The following is a 16,820-nucleotide window of genomic DNA, read 5'->3' on the forward strand; positions in this document are numbered from 1 at the left end:
ATCCCTGCCTCGTCCGGGCTGACCACCAGGCACCGACTCAACCGCAGCGGCGACCGCCAACTCAACCGGGCCATGCACACCATCACCCTCATTCGGATGCGACTCGATCCCTCCACGAAGACATACGTCGCACGGAAGATCGCCGAAGGGAAGACGGCCCGTGACGCCCAGCGATGCCTCAAGAGGGCGGTCTGCCGCCAGATCTTCAAGATCCTCGAACGTGCCGACGGAAGCCAACTCGCCGAGGCTGAGGAACTCGCTCAAGCGGCTTGACACGACATAGCAGCCTCGGGGGGTGACCGCTTCACGGTGCCGGCGGTGTTGGCGACGCGCTGGATCACCGTGCAGCCGGCATGGTGCACGCAAGCCCCCAGTTGATGCCCGGCGTGCAGCTGCTTCTCCACCACGAACCCGCCCGCCCGCTCCGCGGCTGGGCCTCGAGGGCCGGCCGTGGCCGCGCCTTCGGCGACAGCCGCCAAGCATCGGGCGCCCGCTTCTCCACCGCGGCGAGCGCCTGGCGGACCGCGCCGGTCTGCAGCCGCAGGTGGGTCGCCACGGTCTCGGTCTCGCGATCCGCTGATCGGCAGCCGCGCCCAAGGTGACCGGCGGGAGCAAGCCGTGGCCACCGCCCTCGCAGCACTCCAGCAGGCCGGCGGATACCAGCGCGGCCTCGCCGCACAGCTCGCACGCGAGCACGGCGGCAACGAACGCATGTGGCAACGCGCCACAAGCGAAGCCCGCACCCAATACCAGCAACGCGGCCCGGACCACGACTACACCAAACCGGCCCCGCAGGGACAGCCCTCGCCCTGCCGCTGTCCCCGGGCAGCCGCGTCCGTCCGAGCCCCTGGTCCTCCCGATGCGCCGCTTCATGCGGCGCGGAGCGCGGAGGCGCCGCCGACGCGCAACACCACACAGAGCCGCCCCGATCCCCCGGCCGCACGCCCCAACCACCGCCCGTCCTCCCTTCCCCTTCCCTTCTATTTCTGTCTAGGTGACGCGGGGGTGTGCAGAGGGGGATGTCGGGCTACCGACCACGCCTCAAAAGGCGTGGTGAACTGCGCATTCGCTGCCAACATCGAGCAGAGCGCGGACAGTTATCGGACGGGCTGTCGGCGAGGTTGTCGGACTGGTCTACGGCGGTGTTGTGGATCCGTGATCGTGGTCGGGTCTTGAGGGTCGGTGGTGCGGTCGGGGCGTGCTGATGCCCTCGCTGTACGCGCGGCGCCCGGCAAGGGGTGGTGTCGCCCCTTGTACGCGAGGAGACCCTGGCGATGACGGAGATCGACGCCGGCGGCCGCGACCGTCTGGCGCTGGCCGTGCTGGCGCAGTACCGGATGGCCACCACCGAGCAGATGCACCTGATCCTCTCTCCCGACGTCAGGATCGAGCAGACCCGGCGCCGGCTATTGAAGCTGCGCGCCGAGGGGCTTATCGACCGGGTCACCCTGCCCCAGGCCGGACGTACCCGTGTCTGGCACCCCACCAGCTATGGGGTGCAGATCGCGTCCGCGTGGCCCGAGCTGCGGGGCCGGCGGCCGCCGAGGACGGCAACGGATCGCACCGCTGTGCGCCTCGGTGTCGGGCACGCGCTCGCCGTGACCGAGACCGCGGTGCAGTTCCTGACCGACGCCCGCCGTCGCGGGGAGGTGTGCCGGCCGCTGGACTGGCTGCCCGAAGTCCACCATCCACTCGGTGGTGGTGAGGCCGTCATCCCCGACGCGCTCCTCTACTACCGGCGCGGCGCCGAGGGCGAGGAAGGCGTGATGCTGCGAGCTTTCGTGGAAATCGACCGCGCCACCATGGGCCCCGAACGCCTCGCCGCCAAGCTGGGCGCCTACGCCCGGCTTCACAGCTATATGCCGCAGCCCATCGATCGGCGGCCGACACTCGAGCCCGCGCAGGAGGAGTGGCGGCGCCGGTACCCGCTCTTCCCACGGCTGTTGTTCGTCCTGGACGGCACCGGCCCTGCCGGCACCAAGACCCGCATCCAAGCCCTACACGCCGCCTCCAAAGACCCGGCCGCAACCAACCTGCTGCGCACCAGCCCCGTCCTCGCCACACCCCTCACCGACCTGACGCGCCAAGGGCCCGCCGCACCCATCTGGCACCCCATCCACGACCCTGAGCAACGCGTCAGCTGGATGCACTGACCTTTCGAACGCACTGCGCGCTACTGCGCATCGACGCCCGGGGAGTGCGCAAGCCGTGCGTAGTATCACCACCGGAACTACGCACCACCCCGACCACGGCTTCCCGCCACCCCCGACCACAGCCCCGACCACGCAGATCACGGCGCTGCCGCCTGAGCGCCCGGAAGGCTGCCCAAAGATCGCATGTCCCAGCGCCGCAGGCACTCTGTCGGCATGCGCAGCGGCGGGTATGTACTGGAGGTCTGCCGCAGTGAGGGGGAGATATGCCGCCAACGCCAGATCAGCACACATCTGAACTGACGGACGCAGAGGAGCCTTAGCTGAGCAGCAGCGAGGCCGCCAGGCTGTGGCCGGTGCGGGAGCACTGGCTGCCGTGCGCCGCTGGTCAGGCGAAAGTCCGCGTCGCACGTACGGCGGAGAAGGCCGGGGCACCTACGGGGCCGCACTGACCTTCTACGACTATCACCCCGACGATGTGCAGCGAGCCGCGACGGCTATAGCAGAGGGGCGCCTCGACATTCCCGCCGTCTGGCGCACCGACACCCGCGTAGGCCGGCGGGTGGAGTACTGGAGCACCTTCCTGTCCCGGCTCACCATGCTGATCTACGCCCTAGCGTCCTGAACCCCGAGCCGGTCCCCCAGCCGGGCAAGGCGGACCGGGTGGGCAGCGACATCCCCCGCGGACGTGAGGCCGCCTGGCCAGCACCCCTGCCACCGCCCTACCGAGCAGCCTGCAAGTACGGCCAGCCAGTAGCGATGCGCCACACTATCCACTGCGCAGGCCTACGCAGTGCCAGCCACGGCGCCGCGCACGGCCCTGCACACCACCCCGACCACAGTCCCGACCACGACTGCCGGCTACCCCCACCACAGACCCGAACATGCAGGTCACCACGCTGCGCATGGGTTGCACAAAGGGCAGGGTCGGCGTTCGCGAGTCCCGCGAGGCTCACACCCGGCGAGGTCCGTCAGTTGGCTCTTACGCGTGACTGTGGGAAGTTCGCGCCCGGCGTGCACGTCGAAACCTCCAGGCAACTGCCCTTGCTGGTCTCCCAGGCGTACTGACAACCTTCCACCGCCGGGCCGTTGCAAGAACACCGTCGTCCGGGAGCTAGCAACCCTTCGAAGCTTCCACGGCGGCTGGCGGTCCCGGCGCTGCGAGTTTCCCACACAGTGGCGGTGCCGCGCCGTGATACCTCCCTCCCGCTGCACTGCTACGGTCGTGTGTATGACGCTCTCGGTCTCCACGAGTCGGGCTGTTGATCTACGGGTGCAGCCGGTTGATGCGGTTCTGGATCACGTCGAGCGGTCTCTCCAGGTGCGCTTGCTATCAGATGGGTTGATCCGCAAGCGCCGTTCTGTGGGAGCCCAGACAGACCGCGATACTTGGGTTCGGATCGAGCGACGCTTGCTCAACAAGATCACCCATCAGGGGTGGAACGGCACCGAATGTGCCGCGCGTCTGGAAGGCGTCATCCAGCCCGTATGGCTGGGATGCGTGGTCTGGCGCGACACGAGCGAGCCAGTGATGTGGCGGGCCGATGAGACGGAGCTGCTGCCGGGCGCTCCTGTCGGTACCGCCGTGTTGAGCGAGGCCCCGGAACTGCCGGACGAGTGGTGGGGAGCGCTCAACGCCTCGTTGAACGCGCTGGCGGCTCAGAGCACGACGCGGGTTGCCACACCGGACACCGTCACCGTCAACCAGACCCTTGTCACCGAGTCCATCCGCAGTGTCTTCCCCGGCGACTTCGACACAACTGTGGAGCGGTGGGTGCCGGCCCATGCGGATCTGAACTGGGCCAACATGACCTCTCCGGCGTTCAGCCTCTTCGACTGGGAGGACTGGGGTAACGCACCGCTGGGGCTGGACTCGGCCTCTCTGTGGGCCAGTTCCCTTGCTGTCCCGGCTCTGGCCGAACGCGTACGGCACGAGCGCCGGTCCGACTTCGAGAGCCGGGACGGCAAGTTGATGACGTTGTTCGTCTGCTCGAAAATCCTCGGACCGTACGCGCACCCGGATGACCCTCGGCTGGAACCCGCCCAGCGCATGGCCGAGCAGGTCATTGAGGAGCTTCAGGCAGGCTGACCGCGCGAGCGGTCTCGCAGGAGACTCCGGTACTCCTGGACGGTCCGCTCATCGACCTCTCCGACCAGGGCTGCGACCAGTTCGCCCAGATGGGCGGGTTCATCGGTGCCCACGGCAACAGAGTCGACCTCCGGAAGGTGATAGGCGGCTCTGAATGCCGCCTGCACACGGGAGAGCAGGCTGCCCTCCTGGAGAAAGACGCGCGGATCGATCCTGGCCCACACGGGGGCGCTGGTGCTGCCTCCGAAAGGGCTCATCCCCCACACCACGCCGCCCGGGCACCACGCCTTGATAAGCGCATCTGCGGCATCCAGCGTTCTGGCTCCGACCAGCAAGCCGGCGCGGACCATGAGGGCCGCTGGCCTCGGTGCGGTCGTGTCGATCAGGTTCAGCAGCGGTGTCGGGTCCCAGGATGCGACGCCCCAGGCGGCGCACAGTCCCTTCGCTGCGGCGGCATCAAGGGTGGCGCACGCTTGTGCCAGCAAGTTGTGGTAGCGAGGAGCGGTTTCGGGGAGTGAATGTTCCGGGTTATGCAGGAACACCAGGTCCGGCTCCCGTCCGAGGTCCTTGGCCGCCTGTTCCACCGCCGCGTGCAGCCGTACGGAATCCAGGGAGTGCTCCGTCCCGTCCGGCCCTGGGAAATAGCCGACCTTGGTGGAGAGCGTGAACTTCGGCAGCAGGTCGCCAGCTGTCCGCGCCAGCATCTGGTGCGAGCGGAAGCCGAGGTAGTTGGTGCTGGTGTCGAGTGCGGTGACACCAAGCTCCAGTGCCCCGGTCAGGAGACGGCGTTCGTGACGAGACCGGTGTAGCCCGAGGACAACTCGGGGGTCAGTACCGCGCACAGTTCCTCCTTCACCAGGATCTCGGCGAGCTCCGTCACTTCGGTCCCGACGACGGCTGCTGCCCGCTCCAGCGGGACGGGCCTGCCGCTCAGCAGCAGATGCAGTGCGGGCAGGGTCTTGGCCGCGAGGGTGAGCTTCTTCCCTGAGGCCACAATGTCGACGCTCTGCCCGTTCTCCTGGATCCGGGGAGGGAAGTGGGTGGTGCACACCACGGCGTCGAGCGGTCCGAGTATGTCGAGGAACGGCACATGTCGAGGCAGCGTCGTCTCCTGCTCGTAGGCGGCCAGGAAGTCGGCTGGGGAGCGTTCGCCAATCAGCTGGCCGGCGGCCATGGTTAGGGCTTCGCCGCCGGTTCCGTGCCAGCGGTCGAGGTCGTGGCGGAAGGTCTCGCGCTCGCGGCACCAATCGGCCAGCCATGCGAGCCAGCTCGCTCCCGTGCGCTTGGTGACGCCGAAGGTGACGTGAAGGCTCTTGCCTGCGCCGCTGCCGGCCCGCGTGGCCTGGTGCCAGTGGCCTCGGGGGATGTGCATGACGTCACCGGTCCGCATGACGCCGGACCAGATGATTTCGTCACTCGGAGTGTTGTTGGGGTCGGAGTCCCGGTACATCGGGACCTTGCGGGACGCAGCGCGCACCTCCCACTCCTTCTCACCCGCGAGTTGGACTATCACGACATCGTGGTCGTCCCAGTGCAAGGGGAAGCCGGCGGCGTCGTTGGTCGTCAGGTACGCGTTGACCTGAACTCGCTCGCGGGACCACCACTGCAGGGCCCGGCAGGCGACCTCCATTGTCGGATCGAAGACGTTGGCCTGGTCGAGAATGAGCGTCGCGCCTTGTCGCAGGAGCCTGCCCAGGCTGCGCATGTTGACCATGGGGATGCTCTGGCCCCGGGGACTGACGCTGTCGGTGTAGTAGATGGCCGGGTGGACCTCCTCACCTTTTTGGAAGCACCGGAACTGCGGGCGGTCCAGGCTCCTGCGCATCGCGATGTCGAGCAGGCGGTTCGCAGTAATGATGCGGGAGACGAGTGTGGGGTCCTCCATACTCCCGCGCACGAAGCCCTTGCCCAGCTCCTCCGCTCCACTCCATCCGAGTGCTGTCTCGATGGCGCTGATCAACCGATGTTCCATCGTTGCCTCCTTCATGGGTTCGACCACGTGATCCGGACACGGTGGGGGCCGACACGACCGACCGCACCGGCCCCCACCGCTTGGCAGCTACTCGCTGTCGTGCAGGTTGCCGTCACCACCCGGCCACGGCGCGTCGCCGGAACTCCCGGCGTTGTCCGACCGGAGGCTGTCGTACCGGTCGTGGACGGCGGTCAGCTCTTCCACCGCCACCAGGAGGCCGCTCTGGGCCGGAGGCGGTGCTGTGTGCTCTGCCACCTCGTGCTCCTTCCTCTTCGGTTCTCCCGCCAGGGCTCCGGCGGAAGGCCAGGGGCTACCCCACGGCGGTGGGAGAAGTGGTGCCGTGGGGCGGCAGGCATTGGGGGCCGACGGGTCGCGGTCCTACACTCGCGACTGGACAGGTCCGCGATTCATCGGCAAGGTTCCTGTGTCCTGGCGGATGTTGGTCTCCAGAACACGCTGGTCCAGTTCGTACAGACACGCACGGCAGGCGTAGAGGGACGCGTGCATGCCACTTGACCGGACGGGCCCGATCCACGTCACCTCGACGTCGTCGCGTCCGCACCACAGCCAGCACTCACCGCGCGCCAACCATTCGTGGCGGTCCCACAGCGCGTACTCAGTAGGCTCCCTTGTGGCAGGGTCGGTATCGCGGCGGGTGGGCCGGAAGACCACATCGGGATCAGGAAGCGGATTTGCTCGTAAGGCGTGCCGTCCCATCACGCAACCGCCAGAGTGAACGTCTCGCGCTCAGCAACCACCCCGTGCTTCGGCCGGAACGTGAATAACCAGCGCAGAACGGCGGCTCGGATAGCTGGCGCCGCCGTGGGAAGCGCGATCTCTGCCCATACGCGCTTCCCGCGGCCGGAGGGCTCCCAGGCACACCGCGAAGCGAGAAGTCCGACCAGCGTCAGACCGCGCCCACTCTCGTCGTCGTTCTGGGCACAACTCATATGCGGAGCCGCGGGATTGTCATCGTGGACATCGATCACCAGGTGACCGGACCGGTGGTACAGCGCGACGGTGACGGGCCCCTTCCCGTGCACCACGGCGTTGGTGATGAGCTCGGAAGCAACAAGCCGGATGGCGTCAGCTGTCTCGTCGTCCATCGGCACGCCCCACGTGCGCACCTTGTCGACGACCTTGCACCGGGCTAGGGACACGTCCCTAGCCGCACCTGTGAGGATGAATCGATGGACGAGCGTGGGCATGGCGGATGCCTCCGAAGAGCTGGAGAGCGGCTCCGTCCCCGACGGGGAACGGGGGCGGAGCCGCCGATCTGGGGGCCGTTCCAGAGCGGACGCCCTGGGCGAGCCCCGTGGACGGCTGATACTCAGTCAACGGCCTCCAGTCCTCAGGGCGGAACGTTTCTAGGGGGTTTCCCATGGGGACGCCCTCCCCCGTACGCGGCCACGCGAAGTAGCCTCCGCGCTACGCCGTGAGGGGATGACGGGAGTGATGACGTGCCTGCTGAGCCGTTGGCAATGCACCCGCTGAGCTTCCTCCGCCAGAAGCATGGCTGGGGGAAGGCCGAGTTCGCCCGACTCATGCAGGCGCACGGGCGGTTGCTCGGAATCCCGCTCGCGACCAACCGGACGACTGTATGGAAGTGGGAGCAGGGCCAGGCGCCGGACACGGACGCCCAGCGCGTACTCGCCGACTTACTGCGCGTCCCGTACGAACAGGTGCGGGAGGAAGGATGGCCCCGGTGGCTCCCGGTCTGGGAGGTGACGGGGCTCGCCGCGCCGTGGACCGAGGCCGGTACCGTTGAGGCGTTGTCCGACCTCGTGGGGAGTGGCCGCATGGACCGCCGGGGCTTTCTCACCATCACCGGCGCCGCCCTGACGGGCCTCGCAGCGAGCTGGGTGGACGCGCCCTCCGCCTTCGCCTCGGCCCTCAACGGGGATCAGGTCACAGACACAATGGTCTCGACGATCGAGCAGCGCATCGGCACGCTCCGCACCCTCGACGACCAGCTCGGAGGCGCCAGGCTCCTGGAGCAGGCACGCGGCGATCTCGCGTTGGTCACCGGTCTCCTGAGCGCCGGCCGGTATACCGACAGCGTCCGACTCCGTCTCTACGCCCTTGCGGCCCGAGTGTCGCACCTGACCGGGTGGATGGCCTACGACGCAGGGCTGCGCTCTGCTGGCCAGCGGTACTACGTCGGGGCTCTGCGCAGTGCCCGTACCGCTGGAGACGACGCCTTCGGCTCCTTCATCCTTGCGGAAATGGGCGTTCACGTCTCCGAGGCCGGACGGACCGCCGAGCGGGTCGACCTCATCTCGACCGCCATCGACAACGCCCCTCGAACGCTGTCGCCGGACACCCAATCCTTCCTCTACCTGCACAAGGCCGAGGCACTGTCGCGCGACGGCGACCACCGGAGGGCGGGGACGGCGCTCCACCGCGCCGTGTCCCTATGGGAGCACTACACAGCGGAGGAGAACCCCGACTGGCTCAACTGGTTCGGCGAGGCCCAGCTGAAGTCGACCGAGGGCAAGGTCCTGCTGCGGTCCGGGCAGGTGGAGCGCGCGACACATTCTTTGGAGACCTCCGTGAAGAGCGCGGCGCCTCGGGACAAGGCCGTACGGTCCAGCCGCCTGGCTGAGGCCCGGCTCGCCGGCGGCGACCTGGAAGGGGCGCTGGACGCCGCGAACTACGGCGCCAGTCTCCTGGAGAGCCATGTCAGCTCCATGCGGGCTCTGGATCGCTTGAAGGAGTTCTCCGCACGGCTCGAACCCCGTAAGTCCGTCCCCGCTGTCCGTGAGTTCCGCGAGCGCCTTCAGGCGCTGCCTATTGCATCCTGACACCAGCCGTCTCGGATTTCGAGGGTGAGCCCGCCCCCTCGGAGCAGGCGACCTCAATGCCAGGATGGACGGCATGACGACGATCGACGGTGAGGTCGCGGCGGGATTCGAACCGGTGCGTGAAGCGTTCTCGGCGAACTTCTCCCAGCACGGGGACATCGGCGCGGCGGTGTGCGTGTACCAATACGGCCGACCGGTGGTGGATCTGTGGGGTGGCATCGCCGACCCCGAGACCGGTCGTCCGTGGATGCGGGACACACTGCAACTCATCTACTCGGCTACCAAGGGGGCGACCGCGACCGCGGCCCACATGCTGGCCGAACGCGGTGCGCTGGACCTGGACGCGCCGGTGGCAAAGTACTGGCCAGAATTCGCCGCAAACGGCAAGGCGGACATCCCGGTGCGCTGGCTACTGTCCCACCAAGCGGGGTTGGTGGCGCTGGACCAACCGGTGCCGCTCCATGAGGCGTTGGCCTGGTATCCGATGGCGGCGGCACTGGCCGCTCAGCGTCCCCTGTGGACTCCGGGCACTACGCACGGATACCACGGCCGGACCTGGGGCTGGCTCGTCGGCGAGGTGATCCGCCGAGCGTCCGGCCGGACACCGGGCCGCTTCTTCGCCGAAGAGATCGCTGCCCCCCTCGGGCTAGACTTCTTCATCGGATTGCCGGCGAATGAACGCGACCGTGTCAGTCGCATGGTGTACCGGCGGCCGGAGGTCGACCTCACCACCGTGCCTGCCGAGTCGATCCCCGATGAGCTCCGGGAACTAGTCGCCGCGTGGCGCGATCCGAACTCATTTAGCAACAGGGCGTATTCGGTGACCGAACCCGCCGAGATCGACTTCGACTCGCCCGAGGTGCAGGCGGCGGAACTCCCGGCCTCGAACGGCGTCAGCACTGCTCGCGCGCTGGCGCGCATGTACGCCGCGCTAATCGGCAAGGTGAACGGCGTCCGCTTGCTCACCCCGGAAACCCTCCAGGCGGCGACCAAGGAACAGGCCAACGGGAAAGACCAAGTAATGGTCATCCCCAGCCGATTCAGCGCCGGATACATGCTGCCCATCGAAGGCATCCGCATGACCAGCCCGAACGCCTTCGGCCACACCGGCCGAGGCGGATCACTCGGCTTCGCCGATCCCGAGCACACGATCGCCTTCGGATACGTGACGAACCACATCATCGGAGGAACCGACGATGTACGTGCGGCTTCGCTGGTCGACGCAGTGCGAAAGTCCCTGATGTAGCGACGTCGCACCTCCCTGAAAGACTGCGAACGCAAGGGACCATCCCCGTGCGTGCGGGAAGCAGTGTGCTGGAAGACGGACCGTGAGTTCCAGAACGAGACCATCCCCGCACGTGCAGGGAGCAGCTGACGTGCATGTCCATGTCCCGGACGGACGTGGGACCACCCCGCGCGTGCGGGGAGCAAACGTTGATCACGTCACCGATACGGCCACGGAAGGGACCATCCCCGCGCGCGGGGATAGTCGGAGACCCGAGCCACCGAGCTCGTGCCCGTGGGGATGGCCCCGCGGGCACAATGAACACGAAGGGGCTCTCAACTGTCCCCGGGGACAGCGGGGGTAGACCCGGCGGGGAGTCCGTGCTGCTGCCCATCTGGCCCTGATCCCCCCACCCTGGGGGATGGTCCCGGCGCGCCTGGGCGTACTCGGCGTCTGTGGGTCAGGCGCCGGCATTTTCGGTGAGGCCGACGTACTGCGGGGCTGCTGGTCTCCGAGGCTGCTGTAGTCCAGAACGGCCGGGTAGGTCAGGCGGGTTCCAGGGTAGAGAGGAGCGCACCGGGGCGGCCTGCTGCGCCACGGAGGGGAAGGGGCCGAGCTCGCGTGTGCTCTGCGGGCTTCCACTGCGTGGGAGTGGGCCCATGTCTGACAGGCCGTTGCCAGAGGTGTTCGAAGCGGCGCCGCGGACTATCGGTAGACCGGTGGCGGCTGGACGAACGGCGGTGGTTGTGGTGGCGCGGGGTTAGCTGGGGGCCAGAATGGGTCGTCCCAAGGATCGGACGGCTGTGTCGAGCTTCCATGGCCGGGAGCGGGGAAGTGAATTTTCCCCACGGCCCACAAGACACCCAACGTGATCACCACGGCCGTCACAATCGCTGCTAAGTGATAGAAAGCCCGTTTCAGCACTCTCTCACCTGCCCGATCAGGACACGCTCTGTGCTCTCTATTCTAAACTCCAGCCTCCGAGCCGTACACGGGCTTTCTCCTCTCGCGTTCCGAACCCCGGCTCCTGAGCAGCCGCAGTCTCGGCCGTCTGTACAACTCCCCCGGCCGGCTTCGGCGGTAGGTCAGGCATGCGCATGGCGTGGCCGGGTTGCCCGCCCTGGTGCAGCGTGGTGCGCGGGCTCGGCCGGGGCCGTGGCCTGCAGGCGCTGGAGCCATAGGACGCGGTGAGCAGCAGGCCGGTGAAGATGGCCAGGAGGAGGGCCGATACCCACATCTGCCGGCTCCCGGGGCTCTGCCAGCCGGTCCAGGCGGTCGATGCCGCCCACACCAGGGCGGCCACTGCGTAGAAGGTGCGGACCCGGCGCAGCTGCCGCACGGCCCGCACGGACTTGGTGCGATCAGTTGTGGTTGCCATGCCGGCCCGTATACCCCCGTGCCTGCTGTTCAGCGATCCGGGGTGGGTGGTGCTGATTCCTTCACCTTCGCTCTTGCTGTCGGGTGCGTCCCTCGAAGTCACGCCGTATCGCCGCACCCTGATCTTCGATCAGCCCTGCGTCGTCCGGAAGATCCAAGGCTGCACCGCAGTGGGCGCACAGCCTGCCGTCTTCGGCGGGTGTGCCGCAGGCCTTGCAGAACCGGTTGCCTTCGCTGTTCCCGGTCTCGTGGGTCATGGCTCTCTCCTGTCCTGGTTGCGTCGTGTGGACCAGTTGGCTGTCAGTAGGCAGGACCACACCAGGACCAGGACGGCCGCTATCGCGATGCGGCTCACGCTGTCCTTGTCCAGCACGCGCCACACCAGCAGGCCGATGCTGATGGCGAGCATGGGCCAGTACAGTCGCGGGCCCCACCGGTTTCCCGGCCTCGTCCACCGTGGCGGGACACCAGGGTTGGACCGTTGCGGCATACGTGCCCTCCCTCCACGCGGCTGCTTCTTGCCGGCTTTCCGGGACACCCAGCGGTGGTGCGACCGGCCGGTGGTCTGGCCTTGGGTCAGATCTGCTGGATCAGCATCCAGGTGGCGACCGCCAGGAAAAGCACCCCTGTCACCCGCTGCATGGCGGATCCCTTACCGGTGGGCTCGGTCCCTTCCGGGTCTTTGACCCAGCCCCGCTGCATGCGGCTGTTCAGCCGCCATATCAGCTGAGGGCGGATGACCTGGACCAGGCCCATGATCAGGAACAGGCAGAGGAATGAGATCAGGACAGGGCTGGATTCGCCGCTTTCGGAGGCGATTCGCACTATCGCAGTGTGATCCATGAGGCCCGACTGCCCTGACGCTTCCTCAGTAAACGGCCCGGATATGTGAAGTAAGTGCGGAAACGGGCCCTACCCGGCTTGGTCCCGAACGGGAAGCACATCACGGTCCGGCAGCTGCTCAGCCACCGCAGCGGACTGTACGACTGCACCGACTCCCGGCCCTTGTGATCGGCATCGGTCGACAGATCGCTCGCGACGGCGGCTGACGGCCTCGGTTCATGGACGACCGCCTTCTGCGCGAAGACGCTTGCGTAAGATCACCGCTCGAAGGGCGGTGGCATGACCCATGAGCAACTACCGGTGGTGCGTGGCGATCGCGGCGGCGCTGGTGTTGGCCGGCTGTGGCGGTGGCGCGCAGGGTGGCAGCGGGAACGGCAAGGCGGTGGCGCTCACGAAGGAACGCGTACGGGAAACGTTGCCGGATGACGAGGCCATGACGGGTTGGAAGGAGTCCGCTCGGCCTACGGCCGTTGAGATGGACAAGCTTTACCGTTCGCAGGCCTGCCCCATCAAGGACAACGCCGGCTGCGAGAAATCCCGCTTCTACGGCGCCTCAACCTTCCGGCACGACGACAAGGCCGCCACCGTCACCTTTCTGATCATCGCCTATGACAGCGAGCAGGCCGCCCGGCAGGCGTACGACGTCCTCTGGGACGGCTACTACGGCAAGAGGGCCGGACAGAAGGCCAAGACGTTCGGGATCGGCCCGATCGGTGACAAGCGCGACGCCCGGTTCGGTTCCTCCGGCTTCCACGGCGAGCCCGGCGCCGTTACCCAGACCCGGGTCGGCACGACGCTGCTGTGGACGCTGGCGGGTTCCGCGGGCAAAGACAAGGGCGGCATCGACGAGGACGGAGTCCGGGACCTGGCCACGGTGCTCGCCAAGCGGGCCCGCCAGGCTCAGAACGGGGACGCGCCTTCCGCCACGCTCGACGGTTGACCGGGCGGCCACGCTGGGACCCGCCCCGCTGCTGGAGAACGTAGGAGCTAATCCACCCGAATTGGGGTCCCGCTGCACGATCTCTTAAGCCGGCGGCACCTTGTTCTGCTATTCGCTGCGCCCTTGCCGGTGGGAGCCGGGCTGGTGCCAGCCGCCCGTCCGGACTGAGGATGATCTTGCTAGGGTCCGCCCAAGACCTGGGGCGTTGAACGCATGGGAGGTGCTCAGGCGATGACCTCTGAGGATCAGGGTCTGGTCCTGGGCCTGGTGGTCGCGCCGGGCTCGCCGCCGACGCGCACGATCGACGAGGTGCTCGCCCACTTCGGCGAGTCCGATGGTGGGGCCCTGTCGCTCCGGCTGCTCCAGGACGCCATGGAGCGCCAGGACGCCGACGACGTCGAGATGGCGTTGATCGTCCATGCCGCCGCCGGCGCCTCGGACGAGGAGTTCTTAGAGCCGTTGACCGAGCTGTTCCCCGCCGAATGGCACAGGGCGCACGAGGACATCGTGTCCATGCTGGGCAGGCTCCGCTCGCCCAAGACGGTGCCGACGCTGGTCTTGGCGACTCACTGGGTTCCCGAGCACCTGGACTGGGACGAGAACCGGGCGCTCGCGGTGAAGGCGATCTGGGCGCTCGGCGCCATTCCCGGAGCTAAGGCCCGGGCAGCCCTCGAGGGATTGCGCGACGCCGAGAACACGATCATCCGAGAGAACGCGGCGAAGCAGCTCACACGCCGCGGCGAGTTCTGACCGCGCAGTCGTAGCCGTTCATCCGGAACGCCTGGCCGAGTCTCCTACGGCCGACCGTCCCGTGCATAGCCACTCGGCCCTGTCTGCTTCCACCGGTACTCGGGCGGGCGTCGCTGGCCGCTGCTGACTCTCCCCGCGTGGGCGACGCGCGGCAAGGGCACGGTCCGCGCGCAACAACGCCATGGGCCCGCGTCCTGGCACCCCGAGAGGGTGTTGTGCCAGGGCTGCAGGCTAGCCGCCGTCGCGGCCGTCCAGGGGCGTGACGCTCCGGGTGCTCACCCGGCCGCGAACCAGATCGAGCCACTCTCGCGGGCGCCGGATTCCGGGCCGGGCCGGAGAGTTCAAGAATCCTTTCCCCAAGCATCACCCCACGTCAGAGCCCTCCGTTTCGCGGGTGGCGGCTGGCGGCAAGGCAGGCTCGGGATGACCGGATCACGGTGCTGGTGGCCGCGGATTGTCAGTGGCGTGGGCGAGGGTCCGTCCGCAGAGCACAGCCACACCACACCGAAGGAGACGGGTGCTGTCGACGCGTCATGCAATCCGCCGCTCGGGCGACCGTCCCGCCGCCTTCCCCGTACGTGTGAATCGAACGAAGCGAGAGGAGCCGCCCACGCAGACGGCGCTTGCCGTCCGCGTCCCGGCGTCGAACCTTCACTCGACTCGTCGCCCGCGGCTGCCCGTAGCGGCCCTGTGATCAGGTGCGTTGTCCGGGTGCTCTACCCAGTTTCCGAACCGAGGAGAAGCCGTGAATCCCGTCCGCTTGGTCACCCTTCACCCTGCTCTTGAGAACCCTCCTGCTGCGGCCGCCGAGGCCCTCGCGCACCGTCGGCCCGTCGATGCCCGCCGCGTCCTGTTCGCCGCAGCATCACGACCGTCATCGGGGTGGGGGCATGACCAACCCGACGACTCCGTCCCCCGCCCTGCTCGCGTGGGCCAGCCGGGCACTCGGCGCCCGTCCCGCCGTCAAGGACGTCAGCCATCCGCGCGAGAGCTCCCGCGTCTGGCGGCTCGACCTGCCCAGGGCGCGCCGCTTCTACCTGAAAATCTCCCCCAAGGCCGTGATGTACGAGCGCGAGACGCTCGCCCTCCGAAGTGCTGCACCGGCCCTCGGCGCCGGCGGTGCGCCGCAGCTGCGCGCCTCGAGCGCAAAGGATCTGGCACTGCTGCTGACCGCCGTCCCAGGACGGCCCCTCAAGCAGCTGGAGCTCTCGCCCGTGGAGGAAGCACGCGCGCACCGGCACGGCGGCGCCCTGCTGGCTCGCCTCCACGCGGCCAGTGATCTGTCCGGTCCTCGACGGGCCGAGGCAGCGCAGGCTCTGCAGGCCGCGGCCGACGGCGCCGAGGGGCACCTGGCGGCGGCCGGGGACCGGCTGACCGCGGCGGAGCAGAAGCTCGTGCGCCGGCTGGCCGAGGAGCTGCGGGCCCTGCCACCGCTGCCGCTCGCGTACATCCACGGCGACGCGTGGGAGCGCAACCTCATGTGGTCGACCGCCCGGCAGCAGGCCGGATGGATCGACTTCGAGCGCTCCCGGGCCGCGACCGCCGTGCAGGACTTCGTGCTGATGGCCTGCTCTACCTGGACCGATCGGCCCGACCTGCGCGCCGAGTGCCTCCAGGGCTACGGCCGCAACCTCACCGTCGAGGAGCAGCACGCCTTGAAATGCCTGGCGGCGATCGACGCGGTGAGCTGCCTGGTCTGGGGGCCGAAGCTCGACGACCCCCACCTCACCGCACGCGGACGGCGCACCCTGGACCGGCTGATGGCGGGGGTGTTCGCATGACCGCACCACACCACCGGACCGACTCCCCGGCCGCCGGCGCAGCACACGTCAGCGGCGAGGCGGCGGCCCTCCCGGCCGCGCGGACGGGCCCTCCGCAGCCCTCGGCACCGCCGGAGCTCGACTACAACGGGCGCAAACACCGGCGGGCGATGGAGGACGCCGCCTTGTGGGACATGGCCCGCCGCATCCCCGCGGCCCTGATCCAGACGGCCCGCCTGGCCTGGAGCGTCGACCGGCGCATGGCCCTGACGATCGTCGTATGCCAGCTGCTGTCCGGCATCGGCACGGCCGTGATGCTCACCGCCGTCGCGAAGGCCCTGCCGCAGCTGATGGCCGGCGACCCCCGCCAGGGTCTGACCCATGCGTGGCCGGCGCTGACCGTCGCCGTCGTCGCGATGGCCGCCGGCGCGTCCATGTGGATCCTCGCGGACTGGGCGACCCGGCGCCTGAATCCGCAGATCGCCTCCGCCGCGGACCTGCAGCTCGTGGATCTCCACATGCGGGCCGAACTCGCCGCCTACGACGCGGAAGGGTTCGGCGACCGGAGCCAGGCGGCGGAGATCGGCGCGCTGCGCGCCGCCGACCTCGCCGACGACGCCAAGACCCTCACCAACGGACTCGTCCAGCTCGCCTCCGCGGCCGTGGTCCTCACCACCTTGCACCCCCTGCTCCTCGGTGTGCTGCTGCTGTCAGTGGTCCCCCGCGGTCTCGGCGGCGTGATGGCCGCCCGGGTCGACTACCGCGTCCACGATCAGACCATCTCCGCCCGCAATGTCCGCGGCATGATGCGCTGGGGTGTGTTGACCGAACTAACTTGAGTGCTTTCGCAGGTCAGTTGGGGTTTCTGCTAGCTTCCCGCCATGCCAGATGAGGGAGTCCCCAGGAGGGA

General features: G+C 68.5%; 17 protein-coding genes. 10 read left to right on the top strand and 7 right to left on the bottom strand.

The annotated features are described in order from the left end of the window. The 4 genes from ACF08B_RS39565 to ACF08B_RS39580 all read left to right on the top strand — a co-directional run bounded on the left by ACF08B_RS39565 (position 1) and on the right by ACF08B_RS39580 (position 4,239). Positions 1 to 273, top strand: coding sequence for a transposase (locus ACF08B_RS39565; RefSeq protein WP_392321902.1), 273 nt, complete (start codon positions 1 to 3; stop codon positions 271 to 273). 1,001 nt (positions 274 to 1,274) lie between these two features. Further along, complete coding sequence (locus tag ACF08B_RS39570) at positions 1,275 to 2,153, top strand: replication-relaxation family protein (protein WP_392321881.1); 879 nt, start codon at positions 1,275 to 1,277, stop codon at positions 2,151 to 2,153. 373 nt (positions 2,154 to 2,526) lie between these two features. Next, complete coding sequence (locus ACF08B_RS39575) at positions 2,527 to 2,775, top strand: hypothetical protein (RefSeq protein WP_392321882.1); 249 nt, start codon at positions 2,527 to 2,529, stop codon at positions 2,773 to 2,775. A gap of 606 nt (positions 2,776 to 3,381) precedes the next feature. Then, positions 3,382 to 4,239: a hypothetical protein gene (locus ACF08B_RS39580; protein WP_392321883.1), complete on the top strand. Its 858-nt coding sequence runs from the start codon at positions 3,382 to 3,384 to the stop codon at positions 4,237 to 4,239. On the opposite strand, the gene ACF08B_RS39585 is transcribed toward ACF08B_RS39580, so the two are convergent. The 4 genes from ACF08B_RS39585 to ACF08B_RS39600 form a co-directional block, all read right to left on the bottom strand. Continuing rightward, positions 4,227 to 5,081, bottom strand: a complete 855-nt coding sequence (locus ACF08B_RS39585; protein ID WP_392321884.1) for an aldo/keto reductase — start codon at positions 5,079 to 5,081, stop codon at positions 4,227 to 4,229. The genes ACF08B_RS39580 and ACF08B_RS39585 overlap by 13 nt on opposite strands. Further along, positions 5,015 to 6,211 carry a JmjC domain-containing protein gene (locus ACF08B_RS39590; protein WP_392321885.1) on the bottom strand — a complete coding sequence of 399 codons (1,197 nt, stop codon included), beginning with the start codon at positions 6,209 to 6,211 and terminating at the stop codon, positions 5,015 to 5,017. Before ACF08B_RS39590 ends, ACF08B_RS39585 begins: the two co-directional genes overlap by 67 nt. An 87-nt stretch (positions 6,212 to 6,298) precedes the next feature. Then, on the bottom strand, positions 6,299 to 6,466 hold the full coding sequence (locus tag ACF08B_RS39595) for a hypothetical protein (RefSeq protein ID WP_181924954.1): 168 nt from the start codon (positions 6,464 to 6,466) through the stop codon (positions 6,299 to 6,301). Positions 6,467 to 6,927: 461 nt separating this feature from the next. Beyond that, positions 6,928 to 7,419, bottom strand: a complete 492-nt coding sequence (locus ACF08B_RS39600) for an ATP-binding protein (protein ID WP_392321886.1) — start codon at positions 7,417 to 7,419, stop codon at positions 6,928 to 6,930. A gap of 273 nt (positions 7,420 to 7,692) precedes the next feature. On the opposite strand from ACF08B_RS39600, the gene ACF08B_RS39605 reads away from it, so the two are divergent. Both ACF08B_RS39605 and ACF08B_RS39610 read left to right on the top strand, forming a co-directional pair. After that, positions 7,693 to 9,015, top strand: coding sequence for a transcriptional regulator (locus ACF08B_RS39605; RefSeq protein WP_392321887.1), 1,323 nt, complete (start codon positions 7,693 to 7,695; stop codon positions 9,013 to 9,015). A gap of 73 nt (positions 9,016 to 9,088) precedes the next feature. After that, on the top strand, positions 9,089 to 10,261 hold the full coding sequence (locus ACF08B_RS39610) for a serine hydrolase domain-containing protein (protein WP_392321888.1): 1,173 nt from the start codon (positions 9,089 to 9,091) through the stop codon (positions 10,259 to 10,261). Between the two features lie 1,418 nt (positions 10,262 to 11,679). On the opposite strand, the gene ACF08B_RS39615 is transcribed toward ACF08B_RS39610, so the two are convergent. From ACF08B_RS39615 to ACF08B_RS39625, 3 genes are all read right to left on the bottom strand, one after another. Continuing rightward, the gene (locus ACF08B_RS39615) at positions 11,680 to 11,874 is read right to left on the bottom strand and encodes a hypothetical protein (RefSeq protein WP_392321889.1); all 195 of its coding nucleotides are present in this window, start codon (positions 11,872 to 11,874) and stop codon (positions 11,680 to 11,682) included. Beyond that, positions 11,871 to 12,026 (bottom strand): hypothetical protein, encoded by a 156-nt coding sequence (locus ACF08B_RS39620; RefSeq protein ID WP_392321890.1) that lies wholly within the window; start codon positions 12,024 to 12,026, stop codon positions 11,871 to 11,873. Before ACF08B_RS39620 ends, ACF08B_RS39615 begins: the two co-directional genes overlap by 4 nt. Before the next feature lie 167 nt (positions 12,027 to 12,193). Next, positions 12,194 to 12,442 carry a DUF6199 family natural product biosynthesis protein gene (locus ACF08B_RS39625; RefSeq protein ID WP_392321891.1) on the bottom strand — a complete coding sequence of 83 codons (249 nt, stop codon included), beginning with the start codon at positions 12,440 to 12,442 and terminating at the stop codon, positions 12,194 to 12,196. A gap of 304 nt (positions 12,443 to 12,746) precedes the next feature. Between ACF08B_RS39625 and ACF08B_RS39630 the strand changes: the two genes are divergently transcribed. The 4 genes from ACF08B_RS39630 (at position 12,747) to ACF08B_RS39645 (ending at position 16,749) form a co-directional block, all read left to right on the top strand. Next, on the top strand, positions 12,747 to 13,400 hold the full coding sequence (locus ACF08B_RS39630; RefSeq protein WP_392321892.1) for a hypothetical protein: 654 nt from the start codon (positions 12,747 to 12,749) through the stop codon (positions 13,398 to 13,400). A 231-nt stretch (positions 13,401 to 13,631) separates the two neighbouring features. Further along, positions 13,632 to 14,150 (top strand): HEAT repeat domain-containing protein, encoded by a 519-nt coding sequence (locus tag ACF08B_RS39635; RefSeq protein WP_392321893.1) that lies wholly within the window; start codon positions 13,632 to 13,634, stop codon positions 14,148 to 14,150. 890 nt (positions 14,151 to 15,040) lie between these two features. After that, on the top strand, positions 15,041 to 15,931 hold the full coding sequence (locus tag ACF08B_RS39640; protein WP_392321894.1) for a phosphotransferase: 891 nt from the start codon (positions 15,041 to 15,043) through the stop codon (positions 15,929 to 15,931). Then, positions 15,928 to 16,749, top strand: a complete 822-nt coding sequence (locus tag ACF08B_RS39645; RefSeq protein ID WP_392321895.1) for a hypothetical protein — start codon at positions 15,928 to 15,930, stop codon at positions 16,747 to 16,749. The genes ACF08B_RS39640 and ACF08B_RS39645 overlap by 4 nt, the downstream gene beginning before the upstream one ends. The last annotated feature ends 71 nt before the right edge of the window (positions 16,750 to 16,820 follow it).

Origin of the sequence: Streptomyces sp. NPDC015139 (genome assembly GCF_043079785.1) — a bacterium.
Classification (GTDB): Bacteria; Actinomycetota; Actinomycetes; order Streptomycetales; family Streptomycetaceae; genus Streptomyces; species Streptomyces albidocamelliae.

Excerpts from the sequence above, each read along its gene's own strand:
- ACF08B_RS39600 (WP_392321886.1), bottom strand. The coding sequence starts at position 7,419 with ATGCCCACGCTCGTCCATCGATTCATCCTCACAGGTGCGGCTAGGGAC.
- ACF08B_RS39620 (WP_392321890.1), bottom strand. The coding sequence starts at position 12,026 with ATGCTCGCCATCAGCATCGGCCTGCTGGTGTGGCGCGTGCTGGACAAG.
- ACF08B_RS39610 (WP_392321888.1), top strand. The coding sequence starts at position 9,089 with ATGACGACGATCGACGGTGAGGTCGCGGCGGGATTCGAACCGGTGCGT.
- ACF08B_RS39615 (WP_392321889.1), bottom strand. The coding sequence starts at position 11,874 with ATGACCCACGAGACCGGGAACAGCGAAGGCAACCGGTTCTGCAAGGCC.
- ACF08B_RS39590 (WP_392321885.1), bottom strand. The coding sequence starts at position 6,211 with ATGGAACATCGGTTGATCAGCGCCATCGAGACAGCACTCGGATGGAGT.
- ACF08B_RS39570 (WP_392321881.1), top strand. The coding sequence starts at position 1,275 with ATGACGGAGATCGACGCCGGCGGCCGCGACCGTCTGGCGCTGGCCGTG.
- ACF08B_RS39640 (WP_392321894.1), top strand. The coding sequence starts at position 15,041 with ATGACCAACCCGACGACTCCGTCCCCCGCCCTGCTCGCGTGGGCCAGC.
- ACF08B_RS39630 (WP_392321892.1), top strand. The coding sequence starts at position 12,747 with ATGAGCAACTACCGGTGGTGCGTGGCGATCGCGGCGGCGCTGGTGTTG.
- ACF08B_RS39580 (WP_392321883.1), top strand. The coding sequence starts at position 3,382 with ATGACGCTCTCGGTCTCCACGAGTCGGGCTGTTGATCTACGGGTGCAG.
- ACF08B_RS39635 (WP_392321893.1), top strand. The coding sequence starts at position 13,632 with ATGACCTCTGAGGATCAGGGTCTGGTCCTGGGCCTGGTGGTCGCGCCG.
- ACF08B_RS39645 (WP_392321895.1), top strand. The coding sequence starts at position 15,928 with ATGACCGCACCACACCACCGGACCGACTCCCCGGCCGCCGGCGCAGCA.
- ACF08B_RS39605 (WP_392321887.1), top strand. The coding sequence starts at position 7,693 with ATGCACCCGCTGAGCTTCCTCCGCCAGAAGCATGGCTGGGGGAAGGCC.